Genomic DNA, 22,697 nt, shown 5'->3' on the forward strand with positions numbered 1-22,697 from the left:
GGGGTCGAGGTCCGCGTAGCATAATCCTCTGCTGGGTTGGAGCATAAGCCCCGTCCGCGACACCGGTAGCCTGCATAACGGCTGCTCCGGCGCCTGTCCCGGGGCCGACGGTCCGACAGGAGCCGTGGTGGCGGGAGGAGATGGCGTTCCGGCGCCGCCGGAAACGGCCAGGCTCTTGTTCGCGCAGCGCGTACAAGCTGCGGAGGCCGGGCCCGATGTGTCTCAGGCATTGGGAACACTGTGGGGGTCGGCCGCCGGAGAGCGGGCCGAAGTAAGACGAGTCAGAACGTCATTGAGGAGTGCACACCGCGTGAGCGCCGAACCGACCGCGTCGTCCGCCCTGCTGGCCGGAGACGACGGTTCCAACTACACCGCTCGGCACCTGCTCGTCCTGGAGGGGCTGGAGGCGGTCCGCAAGCGCCCCGGCATGTACATCGGCTCCACCGACAGCCGCGGTCTGATGCACTGCCTCTGGGAGATCATCGACAACGCGGTGGACGAGGCCCTGGGCGGGCACTGCGACAAGATCGACGTCGTCCTGCACGAGGACGGCTCGGTCGAGGTGAAGGACAACGGCCGCGGCATCCCGGTCGACGTGGAGCCCAAGACCGGGCTCTCCGGGGTCGAGGTCGTGATGACCAAGCTGCACGCCGGCGGCAAGTTCGGCGGCGGCTCGTACGCGGCCTCCGGTGGTCTGCACGGTGTCGGCGCCTCGGTGGTCAACGCGCTGTCGGCCCGGCTGGACGTCGAGGTGGACCGCGGCGGGCACGTCCACGCGATCAGCTTCCGGCGCGGGACCCCCGGCATCTTCACCGAGCTCAGCCCGGACGCCCCGTTCGAGGCCGGCAGCGGGATGACCAAGAAGGGCAAGGCGCCGCGCGGCCGCACCGGCACCCGGATCCGCTACTGGGCCGACCGGCAGATCTTCCTCAAGGAAGCCAGGCTCACCCTGGAGACCCTGCACGCCCGGGCCCGGCAGACCGCCTTCCTGGTGCCCGGCCTGACCATCGTGATCCGTGACGAACGTCTGACGGAGAGTGAGAAGGTCCAGCAGGACACCTTCCGCTACGACGGCGGCATCGGGGAGTTCTGCGAGTACCTCGCCCCGGACAAGCCGGTCTGCGACGTGCTGCGCCTCCAGGGCGAGGGCTCGTTCAAGGAGACCGTCCCGGTGCTGGACGAGCTCGGCCACATGACCCCGACCGAGGTCACCCGCCAGCTCGGGGTGGACATCGCGCTGCGCTGGGGCGCCGGCTACGACACCACGCTGCGCTCCTTCGTCAACATCATCGCCACCCCCAAGGGCGGCACCCACGTCACCGGCTTCGAGCGTTCGCTGGCCAAGACGGTCAACGAGGCGCTGCGCGCGGCCAAGGTGCTGCGGGTCGCCGAGGACGACGTCACCAAGGACGACGCCACCGAGGGTCTCACCGCGGTGGTCACCGTCCGGCTGGCCGAGCCGCAGTTCGAGGGCCAGACCAAGGAGGTGCTCGGCACCTCGGCGGCCAACCGGATCGTCGCGGCCGTGGTGGCCAAGGAGTTGAAGAACTTCCTGGCCTCCACCAAGAAGGACGAGAAGCTCCAGGCCCGGGCCGTGCTGGAGAAGGTCGCGGCGGCCGCCCGCACCCGGGTGGCGGCCCGTCAGCACAAGGAGGCGCAGCGCCGGAAGACCGCGTTGGAGACCTCCTCGCTGCCGGCCAAGCTGGCCGACTGCCGCAGCGACGACGTGGAGCGCAGCGAGCTCTTCATCGTCGAGGGCGACTCGGCGCTCGGCACCGCCAAGCTGGCCCGCAACTCCGAGTTCCAGGCGCTGCTGCCGATCCGCGGCAAGATCCTGAACGTCCAGAAGGCCTCGGTCTCGGACATGCTGAAGAACGCCGAGTGCGCCTCGATCATCCAGGTGATAGGAGCGGGCTCCGGTCGGACCTTCGACATCGACCAGGCCCGCTACGGCCGGGTCATCTTCATGGCCGACGCCGACGTCGACGGTTCGCACATCCGCTGCCTGCTGCTCACGCTGTTCCAGCGCTACATGCGGCCGATGGTGGAGCAGGGCCGGGTGTTCGCCGCGGTGCCGCCGCTGCACCGGATCGAGCTGACCAGCCCCAAGCGCGGCCAGGACAAGTACCACTACACCTACTCGGACGGCGAACTCCGCTCCACCCTGCTGGAGTTCCAGCGCAAGGGGCAGCGCTGGAAGGAGCCGGTGCAGCGGTACAAGGGCCTCGGCGAGATGGACGCGGACCAGCTGGCGGAGACCACCATGGACCCGCGCCACCGCACCCTGCGGCGGATCAACCTGGGCGACCTGGAGCAGGCCGAGAAGGTCTTCGACCTGCTGATGGGCAACGACGTCGCCCCGCGCAAGGAGTTCATCGTGGACTCGGCGGCCACCATGGACCGCTCGCGCATCGACGCCTGAGCCCCCGCACGCGAAGTGAGCCCCCGTCAGCTGACGGGGGCTCACCTGTTTGGGTGAACGTATCTGCAAAGCACCGGCGAGCACGGGACGGACCGTCCCATCCTGGAACGATCCGGGCGTACCGGAGGGTCACCCTCCGGCGCCGACACCGATCGTGGAGCAGCCCGTGGCACAGCAGCAGGTCCGAGAACGGGCAACACGACCGCAGGCCGAGGTGTACCGGGAGGTCCAGGAGAGCGAGGCCTTCCAACGGATCCGCAGCGGCTACCGGGGTTTCGTCTTCCCGGCCACCGCCGCCTTCCTCGGCTGGTACCTGCTCTACCTGGTGGCCCAGGCCGCCGCGCCGGGGTTGATGGCGCACCAGCTGGCCGGGCCGGTGAACGTGGCCTGGCTGCTCGGCCTGCTCCAGTTCGCCTCCACCTTCCTGCTCACCTGGCTCTACGTGCGGCACGCCCGCACCAGCCGGGACGCCGCCGCCCTGGAGCTGCGCTGGGACACCCAGGACCAGCTCCGATGACCGGCACCCAGCACCAGTTGGCGGTCGGCCTGTTCGCCGTGATCGTGCTGGTCACCCTCGGCATCACGCTCTGGGCCGGGCGCCGCGGCCAGGCGGCCGAGGAGTTCTACACCGGCGGCCGGGAGTTCAGCCCGCTGCAGAACGGCTTCGCGCTCTCCGGGGACTACCTCTCCGCCGCCTCCTTCCTCGGCGTCACCGGCCTGATCGCGCTCTACGGCTACGACGGGGTGCTGTACAGCGTCGGCTTCCTGGTGGCCTGGCTGGCCGTGCTGATGCTGGTCGCCGAACTGGTGCGCAACGCCGGGAAGTACACCCTGGCCGACGTGCTGGCGGTCCGGCTGCGCCGCCGCCCGGTGCGGGCCGCCGTGGGCAGCGCCAGCGTGGTGGTCTCCCTGCTCTACCTGGTGGCCCAGATGGTCGGGGCGGGCAGTCTGGTCGCGCTGCTGCTGGGCACCGGCAGCGGGGCGGCTAAGACCTGGGCGATCGTCGCGGTCGGCGGGCTGATGATCGTCTACGTCACGGTGGGCGGGATGAAGGCCACCACCTGGATCCAGATCGTCAAGGCCGTGCTGCTGGTGGCCGGTTCGGTGCTGCTCACCCTGCTGGTGCTGGTCCGCTTCCGGGGCGACCTGGCCGGGCTGATGCGCTCCGCCGCCGAGCACAGCGGCGCGGGCTCCGCCTACCTGCGCCCCGGCCTCAAGTACGGGGCCACCACGGCCAGCCGGCTCGACCTGATCTCGCTCGGCCTGGCCCTGGTGCTCGGCACCGCCGGGCTGCCGCACATCCTCTCCCGCTTCTACACCGTGCCCACTGCCCGGGCCGCCCGGCGCTCCACGGTCTGGGCGATCGGCCTGATCGGCGGCTTCTACCTGATGGCCATCGTGCTCGGCCTCGGCGCGGCCGCGCTGGTCGGCAGCGCCGCCGTCCGGGCCGACAACCCGGCGGGGAACACGGCCGTCCCGCTGCTCGCCCAGGTGCTCGGCGGCGGGGCCTCCTCCACCGGCGGCCTGCTGCTCTTCGCGCTGATCTCGGCCATCGCCTTCGCCACCATCCTGGCCGTGGTGGCCGGGCTGACGCTGGCCTCCTCCGCCGCCTTCGCCCACGACCTCTACCTCGGGGTCTGGCGGCGGGCCCGGGGCGGGGCCGAGGTGACGGCGCGTCAGGAGGTGCTGGTGGCCCGGGGCGCGGCGGTGCTGATCGGGGCGCTGGCGATCGTGCTCAGCCTCTTCGCCCAGCGGCTGAACGTCGCCTTCCTGGTCGGCCTGGCCTTCGCGGTGGCCGCCTCGGCCAACCTCCCGACCCTGCTCTACAGCCTGTTCTGGCGGCGCTTCACCACCCGGGGCGCGGTCTGGTCGGTGGCCGCCGGGCTGACCACGGCGGTCCTGCTGGTGCTCTTCTCCCCGGTGGTCTCCGGCTCCCGCACGGCCGTCCTCCAGGGCGTGGACTTCCACTGGTTCCCGCTGGAGAACCCGGGGCTGGTCGCCATCCCGGTCGGCTTCCTGGCCGGCTGGCTCGGCACCGTCACCTCCCGCGAGCCCGCCGACCCGGACGGCTACGCCGAGTTGGAGGTCCGCGCCCTGACCGGCGCCGGGGCCGCCTGACGGAGCGAGGGAGCGAGGGACCGTTCAGCGGGCGGGCGGGCCGGCCAGCAGGTAGCGGTGTTCGGGGCGGCCGGTGTCGCCGTAGCGGAGGGAGAGGCGCAGGCGGCCGTCGCGTTCGAGCTGCTTGAGGTAGCGCTGGGCGGTGGAGCGGCTGAGGCCGGTGCGGTCGGCGACCTCCTGGGCGGAGAGCGGGCCCGGGGTGCGGCGCAGGGCGGCCAGGACCAGGTCGTTGGTGGGGGCGGAGTGGCCCTTGGGGAGGGTGATGGCGGTGGGGGCCGCGGTGCGGAGGGTGGCGAACAGCCGGTCCACCTCGGCCTGGCAGGTCTCCCGGGCGGCCGGGCCGGTCAGCGCCTGGCGCAGCTCGGCGTAGGCGGTGAGCTTCTCCCGCAGGCCGGCGAAGGTGAACGGCTTGACCAGGTACTGGAGCGCGCCGTGCCGCATCGCGGCCTGCACGGTGGAGACGTCCCGGGCGGCGGTCACCATCATCACGTCGCAGCCGATCCCGGCGGACTGGAGGTCGCGGATCAGCTCCAGGCCGGTGCGGTCCGGGAGGTGATGGTCCAGCAGGAGCAGGTCGGCCGGGGTGCGGCGGAGCGCGGCCGCGGCCTCGGCGGCGCTGTGCGCCTGCCCGGAGACCCGGAAGCCGGGGACCTTGGCGACGTACGCGGCGTGCACCTGGGCCACCCGGAAGTCGTCGTCCACCACGAGCACGTCGATCAACGGGGGGCTCCTGCGAGGTGGGTGGGGGAGGGGGAGGGGCCCGGTGGGGTGGCGGTCAGCAGGGCTTCGGGGAGGTCGACGGTGAACGTCGCCCCGCCGGAGGCGGACCCGCCGACCGTCACCCGGCCGCCGGCGCGCTCCACCTGACGGCGCACCAGGGGGAGGCCGAGGCCGCGCGGGCGGTGGGCGGGGGCCCGTTTGCTGCTCCAGCCCTCCTCGAAGACCCGCTCGTGCAGCTCGGGCGGTACGCCCGGGCCGTCGTCGGAGACGGTGAGCCGGAGCCGGGGCCCGTCGGCCAGCAGCGAGACCTCGACCGAGCGGGCGGTGGACTCCAGGGCGTTGTCCAGCAGGTTGCCGAGCACGGCGGCCAGCATCCGGGCGTCGGCCGCCGCGTCCGGCAGGTGGCTGTCCTGAGTGACCGTCAGCCGGGCGCCCCGCTCCGCGGCGACCGCGGTCTTGCCCGCGAGCAGCGCCGCCACGTGCGGGTCCTGGACCTGTTCGGCGATCCGGGCGGCCACCGCCGCCTGGCTGCCGGACTCCTCGCAGAGGTACTGGGCGGCCTGGTCGTGCAGGCCGAGCTCCAGCAGGCCGAGCAGGGTGTGCAGCCGGTTGGCGTGCTCGTGGTCCTGCGCCCTGAGGGCCTCGGTCAGGCTCCGGGTGTGGTCCAACTCGCGGACCAGGGATTCGAGTTCGGTGCGGTCCCGGAGGGTGGTGACGGCCCCGCCGTCGGCGGTGGCCATCCGGTTCATCAGCAGCACCTGCTCGCCCCGGACGGCCGGCAGGTCGGCCCCGGTGACCCGTCCGGCCAGCACGTCGGCGGTGCGGCCCGGCGGCAGCACCTCGTCCACCGGGCGCCCGGTGCAGTCCGCCGGGAGGGCCAGCAGGCGGCGGGCCTCGTCGTTGGCCAGCCGGATCCGGCCCCGGGCGTCCAGCGCCACCACGCCCTCGCGGATGCCGTGCAGCATCGCCTCCCGCTCGATCAGCAGGGCGGAGATGTCGGCCACCGCGATGTTGTGGGTGCGCCGCTTGAGCCGCCGGGCCAGCAGCAGGGTGGCGGCCGTCCCGGCCACCAGGCCGGTGCCCGCGCAGAGGGCGATCCCGTCGGTCATGCCGAGCAGTTGACGACGTATCGACTTGTCGCTGATGCCGACCGAGACCTCGCCGACGATCCGGCCGTCGGCCAGCTTCAGCGGCACCTTGCCCCGGGCGGTGCGGCCCAGTGTGCCGTGCTCGATCGCGGTGACGCTGCGTCCGCTCAGCGCGGGCCCCGGGTCGGTGGAGACCCGCTGGCCGATCCGGGCCGGGTCGCGGTGCGAGAGCCGCAGCCCGTCCACGTCGGTGACCACCACGAAGTAGGCGTCGGTGGCCAGCCGGATCTGTTCGGCGTTGCGCTGGGCGGTGACCGAGTCCCGTTCGGCGGCGGCCCGGGCGACGGTCTCGTCGGCGGCGGTGGCCTGGGCGATGGACAGGGCCCGGGCCATCGCGTCCCGGTCCAGCTCGTGGCTGACCGGGGCGAGCAGCAGCCCGGCGGTCAGCGTCGTCACGCCGAGCGTGACCACGGTCTGGCCGAGCAGCAGCTGGGCGAAGACCCGGCGTGGCCAGTGCGGACGTCTCATCCGGGGCTCCTCTCCTGCGGCGGTCGGCACGGTGACGGGCACCCTACGTTTCGCCCGTGTGTCCTGTCAGCCCCCGTCCGCCGAGTATCCGGAAGCAGAACGAGCAGAACAGCCCCCTGCGCGCAGAACCCGCGCAACGCCCGCAAGCCTCCCGGCCGCGGCCCGCCCGCTCCTAGCCTCCCGGAGCACCACAGCGGAGCACCGCACCACCACCCACCCGTGGAGGCCGAAGGCCCATGAGCAGCACCCCACCGGCGATCGAGCTGATCGGCGCCACCAAACGCTTCCGGACCCCGTCCGGCACCCTGCACACCGCCGTCCAGAGCCTCGACCTGACCGTCGCCCCCGGCGAGTTCGTCGCCGTGGTCGGCCCGACCGGCTGCGGCAAGTCCACCACGCTGACCCTGGTCAGCGGGCTGGAGGAGCCCACCGAGGGCGAGGTGCTGGTGCACGGGCGCCCGGTCACCGGGATCGACCCCGAGGTCGGGTTCGTCTTCCAGCAGGACGCCGTCTTCCCCTGGCGGACGGTGCTCTCCAACGTCACGGCCGGCCCCCGGTTCCGGGGCGTGCCCGCCGCCGAGGCGAAGGAGCGGGCCCGGGACTGGCTGGCCCGGGTCGGCCTGGCGGCCTTCGAGGACCGCTACCCGCACCAGCTCTCCGGCGGCATGCGCAAGCGCGTCGCGCTCGCCCAGACCCTGGTCAACGACCCCCGGATCCTGCTGATGGACGAGCCGTTCTCGGCGCTGGACGTGCAGACCAGGGCGCTGATGTCCGATCAGCTGCTGGAGCTGTGGGCCGGCACCGGCTGCTCGGTGGTCTTCGTCACCCACGACCTGGACGAGGCGATCGCGCTCGCCGACCGGGTGGTGGTCATGACGGCCGGCCCCGCCACCGTCAAGCAGGTCTTCACCGTGGACCTGCCCCGGCCGCGCACCGTCGAGGCCGTCCGTCTGCAGCCCCGCTTCGTCGAGCTCTACCGGGAGATCTGGTCCTCCCTCGGCGAAGAGGTCCGGATCACCCGCGAACGAGGAGCCGACCGTGCCGCCTGAGACCCTCGCCCCCGCCGCCCCTCCGGTGGCCGGGTCCCGCACCGAGGCCCGCGAACGGGCCGCCCGGCAGCGCCGCTCGGCCGTCGCCGGAGCCCGCGCCGCCGTACTGGCCGGCTTCCTCGGCCTCTGGGAACTGGCCGCCCGCACCGGGGTCGTCGACCCGTTCAACTTCTCCCAGCCGTCCAGGATCTGGGCCCAGATCTGGCAGTGGACCACCCACGGCACCGCGCAGGGCTCGCTCGGGGAGCAGATCGGCTACACCCTCTACGAGGCCCTCACCGGCTGGGTGATCGGCGTGATCGGCGGCGTGCTGCTGGGCATCGCGCTCGGCCGGGTCCGCTTCCTGGCGGACGTGTTCGGGCCCTACATCAAGGTGCTCAACGCGATCCCCAGGATCGTGCTGGCCCCGATCTTCCTGATCTGGTTCGGCCTCGGCCCTGCCTCCAAGGTGGCCTCCGCCGTGGTGCTGGTCTTCTTCCCGGTCTTCTTCAACGCCTTCCAGGGCGCCCGCGAGGTGGACCGCAACCTGATCGCCAACGCCCGCATCCTGGGCGCCTCCCACCGCCAGGTCACCGTCCGGGTGGTCATCCCGGCCGCCACCAGCTGGATCTTCACCAGCCTGCACGTCTCCTTCGGCTTCGCCCTGATCGGCGCCATCGTCGGCGAGTACATCGGCGCCACCAAGGGCCTCGGCCTGCTGGTCGCCGCCGCCCAGGGCACCTTCAACGCGGCCGGGGTGTACGCGGCGATGACCATCCTCGCGGTGGTCGCGCTGCTCACCGAGGGGCTGCTCACCTTCGCCGAGAAGCGGCTCTTCCGCTGGAAGCCGGCCGACTCCGGCGACGGCCGCTGACCCTCCGTCAACTCCCTCAGTCAGAGAGGCACCCACCCGTGCGCAGAACCGCTCTCCTCACCGCCGTCGCCCTGCTGCTCCCCCTCACCGCCTGTGCCAACGACGCCTCCTCCTCGCACAGCGCCGGCTCCGGCCAGGTGGTCGAGGGCCCCAAGGTCAAGATCATGGTCGGCGGGCTGGACAAGGTGATCTACCTGCCCGCCATGCTCACCCAGCGGCTCGGCCACTTCGCCGAGGCCGGGGTCAACGTCGAACTCCTCACCGAGCCCGCCGGCGTGAACGCCACCACCGCCCTGCTCGCCGGGGACGTGCAGGGCGCCGTCGGCTTCTACGACCACACCATCGACCTCCAGGCCAAGGGCAAGGAGGTGCAGTCGGTGGTCCAGTTCTCCCAGGCGCCCGGCGAGGTGGAGGTGGTCTCCGCCAAGCAGGCCGGGGCGATCCGCGGCGGCGCCGACTTCAAGGGCAAGAAGCTCGGCGTCACCAGCCTCGGCTCCTCCACCGACTTCCTTACCAAGTACCTGGCCGTCAAGAACGGCGTCGCGGTCAGCGAGTTCAGCCCGATCGCGGTCGGCGCCGGGCAGACCTTCATCGCCGCCATGCAGCAGGGCTCGATCGACGCCGGGATGACCACCGACCCGACGGTGGCGAACATCCTGGCCAAGCAGATCGGCACCGTGCTCTACGACATGCGCACCCCCGAGGGCTCGCGCGCCGCCCTCGGCGGCCTCTACCCCTCCTCCTCGCTCTACATGAACACCGCGTGGGTGGGACAGAACAAGGAGACCGTGCAGAAGCTGGCGAACGCCTTCGTGAAGACCCTCAAGTGGATGGACACCCACACCCCGGAGGAGATCGCCGCCAAGATGCCCGCCGACTACGCCCAGGGCGGTGCAGAGCAGTACGCCGCGGCGATCAAGGCCACCCTGCCGATGTTCACCACCGACGGGGTGATGCCGGCCGAGGGGCCGAAGACCGTGCTCGCGGTCCTCGGCGCCTTCCACCCGGACGTCCAGGGCAAGGAGGGCTCGATCGACCTCTCCCGCACCTACACCACGGAGTTCGTCTCCAAGGTCAGCTGAGCGCCGTCACCGAGGTGACGTCCATCCGGGACGGAGTGGCCGCGGCCTTGCCGCAGCTCTCCGCCCGGGGCGGCTCGCTCACGCCCGCCGCCACCTCGGCCAGCCAGGCCCGGCCGTCCTGGTGACGGACCGTCACCCGCCAGCCCTCGCCGTGCGGCTCCTGACCGACCGTCAGGGCGTCCGCGGCGGTCTCGCCGGTCAGCAGCCGCACCGCCTGCTCGGCGGCCTGGCCCGGCCGGTCCCAGTACGAGCGGCCGCGCGAGAACTCCGGCACCACGTGGCCGACGGCGGTCGCCGCCAGCACCTCCTTGGCGGCGGTCGCGCTCAGCCGCCCGTACGCGTAGCCGAACGGCAGCACCAGCATGGTGGGGGAGAAGCGGTGCCCGCCCAGGTGGGTCACCTCCCAGACCTCCGCGTGGCCGGCCGCGGCCAGCTCGGCCGCCAGCGGGCGGCCGAGCATCGCGCAGCACCGGTCCCGGCGGCCGTTGGTGCACACCAGGGCCAGCGGGTCGCCGCGGTGGTCGTCGCCGAAGCCGCCGTGCTCGCCCGCCCCGAGGGCGGCGAAGTCCAGGGCGAGCAGCTCCGCCGGGTCGGCCACGCTGGTGCGGCGCACCCAGGAACGGCCGGGGCCGGTGTGCGCGACGACCACCTCGTGCCGGGCGGTCGGCAGGCAGTCCGCGTGCCGCCCCGGCCGCCGGATCAGCGCCACCCGTACCCCGGTGCCCGCGGCCGCCGCGTCCAGCGCCCGGCCGACCGCCGGATCCAGGTGGCTCTCCGTCAGGGCCTTGGCGCCCCAGGGGCCGACCTGCTCGACCAGCAGCCAGGTGGCGGCGGTGGCCGCCGTCGCCGACAGCGGCTCGGTCAGTTCGCGGGACAGCGTCGCACAGGTGCTCACGTTGGTAAGGCTACGCTTCCCGTCCTCGCGGCCGCACCGGCCACGCCCCGGGTCCGTCGGGTCCTGGTAGCTGGGTGAGTGAGTGACGGACGGGACCGGGGGGGCTGGTTATGCTGATTCGCATTCGCACGACTGTGTGAGCGGATCCATGGGGGAGTTGTGGGGAGTCAGTTCAGGGTCGAGACCGGCCGCTTGGACAAGTTGATCGCCGATCTGCACCGCAGTCAGGACGAGATGCGGACCGCGCTCAACGCGATGCGTGACACCGGACCGAAGACCACCGGGAGCAAGGCGCTGGACCACGCCTGCGACGAGTTCCACGACAGCTGGGACGACGCGATCAAGAAGATCGCCGACGGCACCCAGCAGATCGAGGAGGGCTTGAAGATCACCAAGCAGGCCTACGAGGAGACCGAGCAGGCCATCCGCGACGCCTTCACCGGAGGCAAGTGATGAGCGACGCCGCCGACTTCCCCGCCCTCGGCTTCGACCCCGCCCCCGGCAACCCCGGCAACGTCGACGCCCTGGTCGGCCGTCTCAACACCGCCGCCGGCGCACTCTCCAGCGCCTCCGAGAGCCTCTCCTCGCTCACCCGCGGCGGCAGCGCCTGGCAGGGCGACGCCGCCACCGCCTTCGCCGGCAAGGTCGGCGAACTGCCCGCGATGCTCCGCGACAGCGACGACGCCGTCCGCACCGCCGCCCAGCAGCTCAACGCCTGGCACGGCCAACTGCTCTCCTACCAGGCCACCGCCCGCAAGTACGAGGCCGAGGCGCAGGCCGCCAAGCAGCGCTGCGAGCAGTGCGAGACGGCCAAGGACCAGGCCAAGAACCACTACAACTCGGCCGCCGACGCCCCCGCCTTCCGGCTGGCCGGCCAGCTCTTCACCGACGACGCGGCCCTCCAGGACGCCCAGACCCGGATCGACTCCGCCCAGCGCGAGCTGGTCCGGGCCGGTGACGAACTGGACGACGCCAAGCGGGCGTTGGACGACGCGAAGGACGCCTTCGAAGCGATCGTCAAGCAGGCCAAGGAACTCAAGGAGGACCACCAGGACTCCGCCGAGAAGATCGCCAAGGCCCTCCGCAAGGCCAACCAGAACGCCCCCGAGACCAGCATGTGGGACAAGTTCAAGGACTCCCTCAAGCGGGCCGGCCACGCCATCAAGGAGTGGGCCACCAAGCACGCCGACCTGCTCAAGAAGATCGGCGACTGGATGGGGATCGCCTCTACCGTGCTGGGCGTGCTGGCGCTGTGCACCGTCTGGTTCCCTCCGCTCTCCGGCGGGTTGGCCCTGGCCAGCGCCGGGCTGTCGCTGGGCGCTCTCGGAGCCCACGGCATGGCCAAGCTCGGCGGTGCCAAGGTCAGCGCGATGGACCTGGTCGGTGACGGGCTGGGTGCGCTTCCGTTCGGCAAGGTCGGGGTCGGCGTGTTCCGAGGTGCCAAGATCACGGCCAAGGCCGTCCCCAAGGTCGTCAACGGGGTCAAGACGGCCGACAAGGTCATGGAGGTCGGCAAGACGCGCATCGTCCAGCACATGGACGACGCTCTCGGCGCGGCCGCGAACAAGACGGTCCGTCAGGTGGGCGAGAAGACCGTGACCACTTTCAAGGCGACCGGTGGGCTTGGGAACCGTCTGAACGTCGCCTTCCAGGCCCACGTGGGGGAGACCCTGCACGGCACCTTGGTGGACTCCATCGCGGGCACTCATCTGGCCAAGCTTCCGGGGCTGCGCAACCTCAACTCCTTCAAGAGCGCGATCCTCGCCGACGGCACGCTCGACCCGATGTCGTGGTGGAGCCGGGGGATCATGGGCGCACCGAGTGCCATCGGCATCCCCTTCGACATCGCGGATCAGCTCAAGGGAGGCAACTAGATGCGTGCCGGGACCCCGGACACCTCGCTCACCCCGTCGCCCGGTCGGCGCTCCAGAGTCGGCCTGGTCCTGTGGGCCGTCCTCCAGTGGGTGCTGGTGCCGCTCGACCTGCTGTGGCGCTGGTTGCTCCTCCTGCCGCTCCTGCTGCTGACGGAGCTGTTCAGCAACTTCCAGTGGCCCGACGGCGAAGACCTGCGAGGACTGTTCCGTCCGCTGACCCGTTGGGTCGGTCCGGCCCGGTTCGTCCGGGAATGGGGCAGCGACCAGGACCGGTGGGACGCCTACATGCACAGGGTCTGCGAGGTCGCGCTCCGTGCCTACCAGCGCCAGGACCGCGGCGGACGGGGCTTCTCGGGTTGGACGTTGATCGGATACGAGAGCAGCGCCGACACCTTCATCCTTCCCCGCAAGTACTACCGGGGACTGTCGACCGAGCGGGTCGACGGCATCGCCCGTTCCCGTGGTCTGACGGCGGGAGCTCACCCGTTCGGAGTGAGCCTGGTACCGATGGGAAGGCTGGCAGCGTGAGCACGCCCCACACCGACGAGACGTACTTCACCTTCGACGCCCCGGTCCTCTTCCACGACCTCGGGATGCAGCTGACCGACGAGGAGCGTCGGGCTCACCTGGAGGAGATCTCCTGCGAGATCTGGAACGGCGGAACCGGCTACCAGCGCCAGGGCGTCCAGCAGCTCTACGCTGACGTGGCCGACGCGGCGGCGGCCGACGGCGCGCTGTACGCCGGGATCTGCGTCTTCGCCACCGAGGACGACCGGATCAGTACGGCGTCACTGATCGCGCGGGCCGATCCGATCGGGCCGGGCGAAGCCGAGCTGATCGCCTCGACGCTTCAGGACACGCTCTCCCTGGATCCGGACAACTCGGTGCACCGCACCGAGGTCGAGTGCGGCCCCGCGGTGGTCGTGTTCACCGGCTCCGTCGTGCAGTTCAACGCCCTGGCACCGGACCAGCCGAAGCCGCCGCCGTTGGAACTGGCCAAGGCGGAGGTCTATCTTCCGTTGCCCGAGGCGTCGGCGCTGCTCGTCCTCTCGCTCACCACCTCGTCCCTCCCCGAACTCCCGGACTACGTGCAGATGTTGTCCAGCATGGCGGAGTCGGTGCGGCTCGCCGACGGCAGCGAGCCGGTCATCCCGGCCCAGCAGGTGGAGTCGGCCGCTCGGGTCGCGGAGGCCTTCGGCTGAGGATCCGGCTGGCAGACCCGCCGACGACGGGAGGGACACCGGACTGCCGGTGCCCCTCCCGTTCCTGTCGGACCGTCAGACGATCGAGCGGCTACGCCGTCGGCCCGCTGACCGCGGCGATGGTGCCGGTGACCGGGGTGCCGGAGCCGTCGCGGCGCGGGTCCCGCTCGGGGAGGGTGACCGGGATGCCGTTGGTGGTGCAGGCGCGGGCCGGGGCGGGGCCGGCCCAGGCGAAGGCCAGGCGGTCCTCGCCGCGCAGGAAGCGCTGGACCCGGACACCGCCGGTCGCGCGGCCCTTGCGCGGGTAGAGCTCGAAGGGGGTGACCTTCCAGCTGCTGTGCTCGGAGCCGGAGAGGGTGCCCGAGGTGGCGGCCACCGAGACCACCACCGCGTCCGCCGCCGGGTCCACCGCGGTGAAGGAGAGCACCCGGGCGCCGTCGGCGAGCTTGACGCCGGCCATGCCGCCCGCCGGGCGGCCCTGCGGGCGGACCTGGCCGGCCGGGTAGCGCAGCAGCTGGGCGTCGGAGGTCATGAAGACCAGGTCCTCCTCGCCGGTGCGCAGCTCCACCGCCCCGACCACCTCGTCGCCGTCCTTGAGCGCGATCACCTCGAACTCGTCCTTGTTGGCGGGCCATTCGGGCACCACCCGCTTCACCACGCCCTGCGCGGTGCCCAGCGCCAACCCCGGCGAGGACTCGTCCAGGGTGGTCAGCGCGATCACCCGCTCGCCGTCGTCCAGCCGGAGGAACTCGCCCACCGCCGCACCCCCGGCCAGCGAGAACGACGGCGAGGGCGGCAGCGCCGGCAGGTCGATCACCGGCAGCCGCAGCACCCGCCCGGCCGTGGTGACCGCCCCGACGTCGGCCCGCGCGGTGGCCGGCACCGCCGAGACCACCACGTCCTGCTTGGAGCGCGACTCGGAGAACTCCACCGGCTCGCCGTCCGCCGTGCGGGCCAGCAGGCCGGTCGCCGACAGCAGCACCCGGCACGGGTCGTCCGCGACCTCCAGCGGCACCGTGAGCGACGCCGCCGGGGCGGCCCCGGCCTCCAGCAGCACGGTGCGCCGCTCGGTGCCGAACTGCTTGGACACCGCCGCGAGTTCGTTCGAGACCACGGAGCGCAGCTTGGTGTCCGAGTCCAGGATCTCGGTCAGCTCGGCGATCTCGGTCAGCAGCTTGGCCTTCTCGTCCTCCAGCTCCACCCGGTCGAAGCGGGTCAGGCGGCGCAGCGGGGTGTCCAGGATGTACGCGGTCTGCGTCTCCGACAGCGAGAAGCGCTCGATCAGCCGTTCCTTGGCCTGGGTCGCGTTGTCGCTGGAGCGGATGAGCGCGATGACCTCGTCGATGTCCACCAGGGCGACCAGCAGGCCCTCGACCAGGTGCAGCCGCTCCTGCCGCTTGCGACGGCGGAAGTCGCTGCGCCGCCGGACCACGGTGAACCGGTGGTCGACGTAGACCTCCAGCAGCTCCTTCAGACCCAGCGTCAGCGGCTGGCCGTCCACCAGCGCCACGTTGTTGATGCCGAAGGTCTCCTCCATCGGCGTCAGCTTGTAGAGCTGCTCCAGCAGCGCCTCGGGAACGAAACCGTTCTTCACCTCGATGACCAGGCGCAGACCGTGCTCACGGTCCGTCAGGTCCTTGACGTCGGCGATGCCCTGGAGCTTCTTCGCGCCGACCAGGTCCTTGATCTTGCCGATCACCTTCTCCGGGCCGACGCTGAACGGCAGCTCGGTGACGACGATGCCCTTGCGCCGGGCCGACACCGCCTCGATCGAGACCGTCGCCCGGATCTTGAAGGTGCCGCGGCCCGACTCGTACGCGTCCCGGATGCCCGACAGGCCGACGATCCGGCCCCCGGTCGGCAGGTCCGGACCGGGCACGAAACGCATCAGCGTCTCGAGGTCCGCCTGCGGGTGCTTGATCAGGTGCCGGGCGGCGGCCACCACCTCGGCCAGGTTGTGCGGCGGCATGTTGGTCGCCATGCCGACCGCGATGCCGGTGGCACCGTTCACCAGCAGGTTCGGGAACGCGGCCGGCAGGACCGTCGGCTCCTGCTCGCTGCCGTCGTAGTTCGGCCCGAACTCGACGGTGTCCTCGTGGATCGACTCCACCATCGCCATCGAGGCGGCCGTCAGCCGCGACTCGGTGTACCGCATCGCGGCCGGCGGGTCGTCGTTCCCCAGCGAACCGAAGTTCCCGTGACCGTCGATCAGCGGCAGCCGCATCGAGAACGGCTGCGCCATCCGGACCACGGAGTCGTAGATCGAGGCGTCGCCGTGCGGGTGCAGACGGCCCATCACCTCGCCCACCACACGGGCGCACTTGACGTGCGCGCGGTCCGGGCGCAGGCCCATCTCGTTGGCCTGGTACAGGATCCGGCGGTGCACCGGCTTGAGGCCGTCGCGGGCGTCGGGCAGGGCACGGGAGTAGATGACCGAGTAGGCGTACTCCAGGAAGGAGCCCTGCATCTCGTCCACCACGTCCACGTCGAGGATGCGCTCCTCGTAGTCTCCGGGCGGCGGGGTGGGCGAACTGCGGCGGGCCATCGCGGCTTGGCTCCCTTGCGTCTCTGACGGTACTTCGGTAAACGTCCGGGCTCGGCGCCGGGGTACGGCGCCCCCCATTGTGAACCCTAAGGCTGACAGCCTTCGTCAACCCCCTCCCCCCGACGCCTCTTCCGCCCGTGGCGAACGCATCGTTGGCGCGGGCACAACCGGACGCGCCGTGCGTTGCACCAGAATGAGGAACGGCATCCCTGCCACCCGGACCAGCCACCCGGCCGCGACCGATCGAAGACGGGAAGGACCCAGCATGGCCAACCCGGCCCCCGCCTCCACCCGAGGACTCGCCATCACCGAGCACCGACTGGCCAACGGCCTGCGCGTCGTGCTCTCCGAGGACCACCTCACCCCGGTGACCGCCGTCTGCCTCTGGTACGACGTCGGCTCCCGCCACGAGGTGAAGGGGCGCACCGGCCTGGCCCACCTCTTCGAGCACCTGATGTTCCAGGGCTCCGCCAACGTCTCCAACAACGGCCACTTCGAACTGGTCCAGGGCGCCGGCGGCTCGCTCAACGGCACCACCAGCTTCGAGCGCACCAACTACTTCGAGACCATGCCGGCCCACCAACTGGAGCTCGCGCTCTGGCTGGAGGCCGACCGGATGGGCTCCCTGCTGGCCGCCCTCGACGACACCTCGATGGAGAACCAGCGCGACGTCGTCAAGAACGAGCGCCGCCAGCGCTACGACAACGTGCCCTACGGCACCGCCTTCGAGAAGCTCACCGCGCTCTCCTTCCCGGACGGCCACCCGTACCACCACACCCCGATCGGCTCGATGGCCGACCTGGACGCGGCCACCCTGGAGGACGCCCGCGCGTTCTTCCGCACCTACTACGCGCCCAACAACGCGGTGCTCTCCGTCGTCGGCGACCTCGACCCCGAGCAGACCATCGCCTGGGTGGAGAAGTACTTCGGCACCATCCCCGCCCACGACGGCAAGCAGCCCCCGCGCGACGGCACCCTGCCCGAGGTGATCGGCACCGAGGTCCGCGAGCTGGTCCGCGAGGACGTCCCGTCCCGCGCCCTGATGGCCGCCTACCGCCTGCCGCACGACGGCACCCGCGAGGCCGACGCCGCCGACCTGGCGCTCACCATCCTCGGCTCCGGCGAGTCCAGCCGCCTCTACAACCGGCTGGTCCGCCGCGACCGCACCGCCGTCTCGGCCGGCTTCGGCCTGCTCCGCCTGGCCGGCGCCCCCTCGCTCGGCTGGCTCGACGTCAAGACCTCCGGCGACGCCACCCTGGCGCAGATCGAGACCGCCGTCGACGAGGAGCTCGCCCGCTTCGCCGCCGAGGGCCCCACCACCGAGGAGCTCGAGCGCGCCCAGGCCCAGATCGAGCGCGAATGGCTCGACCGCCTCACCACCGTGGCCGGCCGCGCCGACGAACTCTGCCGCTACGCCGTCCTGTTCGGCGACCCCAAGCTGCTCAACGAGGCGCTCGGCAAGGTCCTCGACGTCACCGCCGAGGAGGTCAAGGCCGTGGCCGCCGCCCGCCTGCGGCCGGACAACCGCGCCGTACTGGTCTACGAGCCCACCGCTCCCGAAGCCGCCGACGACACCCAGGACGAGGAGGCGGCGGCATGACCGACCCCACCCCCACCATGACCTTCCACCCCAAGCCGACCGCCGGGGACCCGACCCCGTGGGCCTTCCCGGCCCCCGAGCGGTCCGTCCTGGGCAACGGCCTCACCGTGCTGGACTGCCACCGCCCCGGCCAGCAACTGGTCGCCGTGGAGATCCAGTTGGACGCCCCGCTGGCCGCCGAGCCCGACGGGCTCGACGGCATCGCCAACATCCTCGCCCGCGCCCTCAGCGAGGGCACCGACACCCTCACCGCCGAGCAGTTCGCCGGTGAGCTGGAGCGGGCCGGCGCCACCCTCGACGCCCACGCCGACCACCCCGGCATCCGGGTCTCCCTCGAAGTCCCCGCCTCCCGCCTGGAGCGCGGCCTCAGTCTGGTCGCCGACGCCCTGCGCACCCCCGCCCTCCCCGAGGACGAGATCGAGCGCCTGGTCGCCAACCGCCTCGACGAGATCCAGCACGAGCAGGCCAACCCGGCCCGCCGCGCCGCCAAGGCCCTCTACGCCGACCTCTTCGAGGAGGCCGACCGCCTCTCCCGCCCGCGCAGCGGCACCGCCGAGACGGTCAAGAACATCACCCGGGCCGCCGTCCACGCCTTCTACACCGAGCACGTCCGCCCCGGTACCGCCACCGCGGTCGTGGTCGGCGACCTCACCGGCGTCGACCTCCCCGCCCTGCTGGAGGCCACCCTCGGCCAGTGGACCGGCACCCCCGCCGAGGCCACCGAGCACGCCCCCGTCACCGCCGACGACACCGGACGGGTCGTCATCGTCGACCGCCCCGGCTCCGTCCAGACCCAGCTGCTCATCGGCCGGATCGGCCCCGACCGCCACGACGCCGACTGGGCCGCCCAGATCCTCGGCACCTACTGCCTCGGCGGCACCCTCACCTCCCGCCTGGACCGCGTCCTGCGCGAGGAGAAGGGCTACACCTACGGCGTCCGGGCCTTCGCCCAGCCGCTGCGCTCCAACGCGGCCGGCACCGGCCGGGCCCTGCTCGCCATCAGCGGCTCGGTGGACACCGCCTCCACCGCCCCCGCCCTGGCCGACACCTGGACCATCCTGCGCACCCTCGCCGCCGAGGGCCTCACCGACGCCGAGCGCGAGGAGGCCGTGCAGTTCCTGGTCGGGGTCGCCCCGCTCAAGTACGAGACGGCCGGCTCGGTCGCCGCCACCCTGGCCGACCAGGTCGAGCAGTACCTCCCCGACGACTACCAGGCCGAGGTCTACCGGCAGCTCGCCGCCCTCGGCACGGACGCCGCCACCGCAGCCGTCGTGGCCGCCTTCCCGCCGGACCGGCTGGTCACCGTGCTGGTCGGCGACGCTTCCGAATTCGCGGATGCGGTGCGGGAGTTGGGGATCGGCGAGGTCACCGTGGTGAGCTGACGCCCCGTCGGTTCGCGGCCCGGTGGAGCTTCGGCTCCGCCGGGCCTTCTTTATTGCGTTGCCGCGTCGTCGGGGGCTGTGGCTAGATTGCTCACGTCGCCACACGGGCGGCCATTCAGCACGGGAGAGGAGGCGGTCACCATGCGGGTCGAGCGACGAACTGGCTCCCCGAGGCCGTACTTCCCCTGTGCGGCTCTCTGAGCCCCTCGGTCTTCCCCGAGCCACGCCGGAAGCTTCGCGTGGCAGTTCGTTCTCCCTTCCAGCGTGCCTACGCTTGAACTCACCGACCCGTGGAGGTCGTTCACCATGTCGTACACCGAAGTACCCGGCATCCGCGTCCCGATCCGGATGTGGACCAATCCCTCGACGGTCGAGGGCGCCGCGATGCAGCAGCTGCGCAACATCAGCTCCCTCCCGTGGCTGCACGGCCTCGCCGTGATGCCCGACGTCCACCTGGGCAAGGGCGCGACGGTCGGGTCGGTCATCGCCATGAAGGGCGCGGTCTGCCCGGCGGCGGTCGGGGTGGACATCGGCTGCGGGATGAGCGCGGTGAAGACCTCGCTGACGGCGAAGGACCTGCCGGATGACCTCTCGCGGCTGCGCTCGAAGATCGAGCAGGCGATCCCGGTGGGGCGGGGGCTGCACTCGGACCCGGTCGACCCGGGCAAGCTGCACGGCTTCGCGACGGCGGGGTGGGACGACTTCTGGGGGCGCTTCGACGGGGTCGCTTCCGAGGTGAAGTGGCGGCGGGAGCGGGCCATGCAGCAGATGGGGACGCTCGGCGGCGGAAATCATATGATTGAGGTGTGCCTTGATCTGACCGGTTCTGTTTGGTTGATGCTGCACTCCGGATCGCGGAACGTCGGCAAGGAGCTGGCGGAGCATCACATGGGTGTTGCCCGTTCGCTTTCGCACAACCAGGGTCTGATCGACCGTGATCTGGCGGTGTTCATCTCGGACACCCCGCAGATGGCGGCCTACCGTCAGGACCTCTACTGGGCGCAGGAGTACGCGCAGAACAACCGCGCGGTCATGATGGCGCTCTTCAAGGACGTCATGCGCCGTGAGTTCCCGAAGGCGAAGATGACCTTTGAGAACGAGATCAGCTGCCACCACAACTACGTGGCCGAGGAGCGGTACGACGGCGTCGACCTGCTGGTCACCCGCAAGGGCGCGATCCGGGCCGGCTCCGGGGAGTACGGAATCATCCCCGGTTCGATGGGCACCAGCTCGTTCATCGTCCGTGGCCTCGGCAACGAGGCGGCCTTCAACTCGGCCTCGCACGGCGCCGGTCGGAAGATGAGCCGGACGGCGGCGAAGAAGCGGTTCACGGTGCGGGACCTGGAGGAGCAGACCCGGGGCGTCGAGTGCCGGAAGGACAGCGGTGTCCTGGACGAGATTCCCGGCGCCTACAAGTCGATCGAGAAGGTCATGGAGCAGCAGCGGGACCTGGTCGAGGTCGTCGCCCAGATCAAGCAGGTCATCTCCGTCAAGGGCTGACGGTCTCTCAGGCCAGGGTGCGCGGGAAGCGCACCCTGGCCTTCTGCGGTCCGACGATCCGCCAGCGCCGCATCTTGCAGCTCTGCACCGAGCGGTTGAGGAGCGCGGCTGCCACCTCGGGGTCGGGCGTGGCGAGCAGGAGCACGGTCTCCTCCGCGGTCCAGGTTCGACGGGAAGGAGGGCCCGTAGAAGACGTGCCGGAAGTTGACCAGGAAGGTGGTCAGGGCGAGCGAGGCCAGCGGGGTGACGGCCGGCAGCAGGCCGATCGCCAGGAACTCCAGCGAGCCGGTGTAGATCAGCACCGAGAACACCGGGGCCCACCACCAGGCACGGTAGGTGGTGGTCCACAAGAAGGCGAACCGGTGTTTCGCCTGGTGGGACAGGTCGGCACAATGGCCGAGTGGACTACCAGCAGCTCTTGCACCAGGCGATGGGGACGGCGCTGAGCGCGCCCGAGCGCGGCCGGCCGGCCGACTACATCCCGGCCCTCGCGGCGGTCGACCCGACGCGGTTCGGGATGGCCATCGCGACGGTGGACGGTGAGGTGTTCGGGGCGGGGGACTGGGAGACGCCGTTCTCGGTGCAGAGCGTCTCGAAGCTGTTCACCCTGGCGCTGGCCCTCGCCGAAGGCGGGGACGCGCTGTGGCGGCGGGTGGGGCGCGAGCCCTCGGGCAACCCGTTCAACTCGCTGGTGCAGCTGGAGACGGAGCAGGGCATCCCGCGCAACCCGTTCATCAACGCCGGGGCCCTGGTGGTGACGGACCGTCTGCTGGAGCTGACCGGGGACGCGGTGGGTGCCGTCCGGGACTTCCTGCGCGCCGAGTCGGGCAACGACGCGATCGAGGTGGACGACTCGGTGGCCGCCTCGGAGGCCCGGCACGGGCACCGGAACGCGGCGCTGGCGCACTTCATCGCCAGTTACGGGAACCTGCGCAACCCGGTGGAGAGCGTGCTGGCGCACTACTACGCGCACTGCGCGATGACCGCGAGCTGCCGGGACCTGGCGCTGGTCGGGCGGTTCCTGGCCCGGCACGGGGTGCGGGCGGACGGGTCGCGGCTGCTGACCCGGAGCGAGGCGAAGCGGGTGAACGCGGTGCTGCTCACCTGCGGGACGTACGACGCGGCGGGGGAGTTCGCGTTCCGGGTCGGGCTGCCGGGCAAGAGCGGGGTCGGCGGCGGGATCCTGGCGGTGCTGCCGGGGCGCGGCGCGGTCTGCGTGTGGAGCCCGGGGCTGGACCGGGCGGGGAACTCGGTGCTGGGCGTGGCGGCGCTGGACGCGCTGACCACGGCGACCGGATGGTCGGTCTTCTAGGCCTGATGGACGCGGGAACGCGGAAGGGGCGCGCCGCCGGTGAGACCGGTGGCGCGCCCCTTCCGCATGAGGATCCGTCAGGCGGCGGGGAGCTCGTCCAGGCCCTCCTGGACCAGCTTCGCCAGGCGGTCCAGCGCCTCGTCCGAGCCGTCGGCGTCGGAGGCCAGGACGACCGGGTCGCCGCCCTGGGCGCCGAGGCCCAGCAGGGCCAGCATGGAGGCGGCGTTGACCGGGTTGCCGCCCTCCTTGGCGATGGTGACGGGCACGCCCACGGCGGTCGCCGCCCGGACGAAGACGGAGGCGGGACGGGCGTGCAGGCCCTCGGCCCAACCGATGGTGACGCGGCGCTCAGCCATGTGACGTGCCTTTCAGGTGGTGCTGGTGGAGCTGGGTTGTCTAGACCAGTGTCGCATGCGAACAGCGAGGTCGCGCCGCTGCGGGACTCTTTGGTGGCCAAAGTCCCACCCTGCCCGGGACCGACGGCGGGGGTGGTGAGGCTCGCCGGTGCGGAGGGGTGAGTGGCCCGC

The 22,697-nt window shown here is 71.8% G+C and carries 20 protein-coding genes and 1 pseudogene; 14 read left to right on the plus strand and 7 right to left on the minus strand.

Features of this window, described 5'->3' with window-relative positions; translation table 11 throughout:
• Positions 1 to 310 precede the first annotated feature (310 nt).
• The 3 genes from ACZ6ZR_RS33085 to ACZ6ZR_RS33095 all read left to right on the plus strand — a co-directional run bounded on the left by ACZ6ZR_RS33085 (position 311) and on the right by ACZ6ZR_RS33095 (position 4,540).
• Positions 311 to 2,422: a DNA gyrase/topoisomerase IV subunit B gene (locus ACZ6ZR_RS33085; protein WP_465648762.1), complete on the plus strand. Its 2,112-nt coding sequence runs from the start codon at positions 311 to 313 to the stop codon at positions 2,420 to 2,422.
• Between the two features lie 166 nt (positions 2,423 to 2,588).
• The gene (locus tag ACZ6ZR_RS33090; RefSeq protein ID WP_465648764.1) at positions 2,589 to 2,939 is read left to right on the plus strand and encodes a DUF485 domain-containing protein; all 351 of its coding nucleotides are present in this window, start codon (positions 2,589 to 2,591) and stop codon (positions 2,937 to 2,939) included.
• Positions 2,936 to 4,540: a solute symporter family protein gene (locus tag ACZ6ZR_RS33095; RefSeq protein ID WP_465648766.1), complete on the plus strand. Its 1,605-nt coding sequence runs from the start codon at positions 2,936 to 2,938 to the stop codon at positions 4,538 to 4,540. Before ACZ6ZR_RS33090 ends, ACZ6ZR_RS33095 begins: the two co-directional genes overlap by 4 nt.
• Positions 4,541 to 4,564: 24 nt before the next feature.
• On the opposite strand, the gene ACZ6ZR_RS33100 is transcribed toward ACZ6ZR_RS33095, so the two are convergent.
• On the minus strand, positions 4,565 to 5,260 hold the full coding sequence (locus ACZ6ZR_RS33100; RefSeq protein ID WP_465648768.1) for a response regulator: 696 nt from the start codon (positions 5,258 to 5,260) through the stop codon (positions 4,565 to 4,567).
• Positions 5,257 to 6,876, minus strand: coding sequence for a sensor histidine kinase (locus ACZ6ZR_RS33105; protein ID WP_465648770.1), 1,620 nt, complete (start codon positions 6,874 to 6,876; stop codon positions 5,257 to 5,259). Before ACZ6ZR_RS33105 ends, ACZ6ZR_RS33100 begins: the two co-directional genes overlap by 4 nt.
• Positions 6,877 to 7,112: 236 nt before the next feature.
• Here ACZ6ZR_RS33105 and ACZ6ZR_RS33110 point away from each other — a divergent pair, with 236 nt between their 5' ends.
• Genes ACZ6ZR_RS33110 through ACZ6ZR_RS33120 form a run of 3 tightly spaced genes read left to right on the plus strand, consistent with a single transcriptional unit; the run spans position 7,113 to position 9,860 of the window.
• Positions 7,113 to 7,925, plus strand: coding sequence for an ABC transporter ATP-binding protein (locus ACZ6ZR_RS33110; protein ID WP_465648772.1), 813 nt, complete (start codon positions 7,113 to 7,115; stop codon positions 7,923 to 7,925).
• Positions 7,915 to 8,778: an ABC transporter permease gene (locus ACZ6ZR_RS33115; protein WP_465648774.1), complete on the plus strand. Its 864-nt coding sequence runs from the start codon at positions 7,915 to 7,917 to the stop codon at positions 8,776 to 8,778. The genes ACZ6ZR_RS33110 and ACZ6ZR_RS33115 overlap by 11 nt, the downstream gene beginning before the upstream one ends.
• A gap of 38 nt (positions 8,779 to 8,816) precedes the next feature.
• Entirely contained in the window at positions 8,817 to 9,860 is a 1,044-nt protein-coding gene (locus ACZ6ZR_RS33120) for an ABC transporter substrate-binding protein (protein WP_465648776.1), read from the plus strand.
• Here the strand turns inward: ACZ6ZR_RS33120 and ACZ6ZR_RS33125 are convergent.
• Positions 9,853 to 10,755, minus strand: coding sequence for a sucrase ferredoxin (locus ACZ6ZR_RS33125; RefSeq protein ID WP_465648778.1), 903 nt, complete (start codon positions 10,753 to 10,755; stop codon positions 9,853 to 9,855). The genes ACZ6ZR_RS33120 and ACZ6ZR_RS33125 overlap by 8 nt on opposite strands.
• Positions 10,756 to 10,947: 192 nt before the next feature.
• Here ACZ6ZR_RS33125 and ACZ6ZR_RS33130 point away from each other — a divergent pair, with 192 nt between their 5' ends.
• From ACZ6ZR_RS33130 to ACZ6ZR_RS33145, 4 genes are read left to right on the plus strand one after another with little or no spacing between them, the layout of a single operon-like run.
• Positions 10,948 to 11,208, plus strand: coding sequence for a hypothetical protein (locus ACZ6ZR_RS33130; RefSeq protein WP_465648780.1), 261 nt, complete (start codon positions 10,948 to 10,950; stop codon positions 11,206 to 11,208).
• Positions 11,208 to 12,629, plus strand: a complete 1,422-nt coding sequence (locus ACZ6ZR_RS33135) for a putative T7SS-secreted protein (RefSeq protein WP_465648782.1) — start codon at positions 11,208 to 11,210, stop codon at positions 12,627 to 12,629. The genes ACZ6ZR_RS33130 and ACZ6ZR_RS33135 overlap by 1 nt, the downstream gene beginning before the upstream one ends.
• Positions 12,630 to 13,157, plus strand: coding sequence for a hypothetical protein (locus ACZ6ZR_RS33140; RefSeq protein WP_465648784.1), 528 nt, complete (start codon positions 12,630 to 12,632; stop codon positions 13,155 to 13,157).
• Positions 13,154 to 13,831 (plus strand): hypothetical protein, encoded by a 678-nt coding sequence (locus tag ACZ6ZR_RS33145; RefSeq protein WP_465648786.1) that lies wholly within the window; start codon positions 13,154 to 13,156, stop codon positions 13,829 to 13,831. The genes ACZ6ZR_RS33140 and ACZ6ZR_RS33145 overlap by 4 nt, the downstream gene beginning before the upstream one ends.
• Before the next feature lie 91 nt (positions 13,832 to 13,922).
• On the opposite strand, the gene ACZ6ZR_RS33150 is transcribed toward ACZ6ZR_RS33145, so the two are convergent.
• The gene (locus ACZ6ZR_RS33150) at positions 13,923 to 16,376 is read right to left on the minus strand and encodes a DNA gyrase/topoisomerase IV subunit A (protein ID WP_465648788.1); all 2,454 of its coding nucleotides are present in this window, start codon (positions 16,374 to 16,376) and stop codon (positions 13,923 to 13,925) included.
• A gap of 265 nt (positions 16,377 to 16,641) precedes the next feature.
• Between ACZ6ZR_RS33150 and ACZ6ZR_RS33155 the strand changes: the two genes are divergently transcribed.
• From ACZ6ZR_RS33155 to ACZ6ZR_RS33165, 3 genes are all read left to right on the plus strand, one after another.
• A complete protein-coding gene (locus tag ACZ6ZR_RS33155; RefSeq protein ID WP_465648790.1) occupies positions 16,642 to 17,976 on the plus strand; it encodes a M16 family metallopeptidase in 1,335 nt (444 codons plus the stop codon).
• Entirely contained in the window at positions 17,973 to 19,358 is a 1,386-nt protein-coding gene (locus ACZ6ZR_RS33160; protein ID WP_465648791.1) for a M16 family metallopeptidase, read from the plus strand. The genes ACZ6ZR_RS33155 and ACZ6ZR_RS33160 overlap by 4 nt, the downstream gene beginning before the upstream one ends.
• Positions 19,359 to 19,664: 306 nt before the next feature.
• Positions 19,665 to 20,858, plus strand: coding sequence for an RtcB family protein (locus ACZ6ZR_RS33165; protein WP_465648793.1), 1,194 nt, complete (start codon positions 19,665 to 19,667; stop codon positions 20,856 to 20,858).
• Positions 20,859 to 20,865: 7 nt separating this feature from the next.
• Here the strand turns inward: ACZ6ZR_RS33165 and ACZ6ZR_RS33170 are convergent, their stop codons facing one another.
• Together ACZ6ZR_RS33170 and ACZ6ZR_RS33175 are read right to left on the minus strand one after the other, a co-directional pair.
• Entirely contained in the window at positions 20,866 to 21,003 is a 138-nt protein-coding gene (locus ACZ6ZR_RS33170) for a hypothetical protein (protein ID WP_465648831.1), read from the minus strand.
• A 22-nt stretch (positions 21,004 to 21,025) separates the two neighbouring features.
• Positions 21,026 to 21,208, minus strand: a pseudogene (locus tag ACZ6ZR_RS33175) (AzlC family ABC transporter permease); the annotation flags it as partial.
• Positions 21,209 to 21,258: 50 nt separating this feature from the next.
• Here ACZ6ZR_RS33175 and ACZ6ZR_RS33180 point away from each other — a divergent pair.
• On the plus strand, positions 21,259 to 22,170 hold the full coding sequence (locus ACZ6ZR_RS33180) for a glutaminase (protein WP_465648795.1): 912 nt from the start codon (positions 21,259 to 21,261) through the stop codon (positions 22,168 to 22,170).
• Positions 22,171 to 22,247: 77 nt separating this feature from the next.
• On the opposite strand, the gene ACZ6ZR_RS33185 is transcribed toward ACZ6ZR_RS33180, so the two are convergent.
• Positions 22,248 to 22,526, minus strand: a complete 279-nt coding sequence (locus tag ACZ6ZR_RS33185) for an HPr family phosphocarrier protein (RefSeq protein ID WP_465648797.1) — start codon at positions 22,524 to 22,526, stop codon at positions 22,248 to 22,250.
• Positions 22,527 to 22,697 lie beyond the last annotated feature (171 nt).

It is taken from the genome of Kitasatospora sp. NPDC088742 (genome assembly GCF_055584905.1).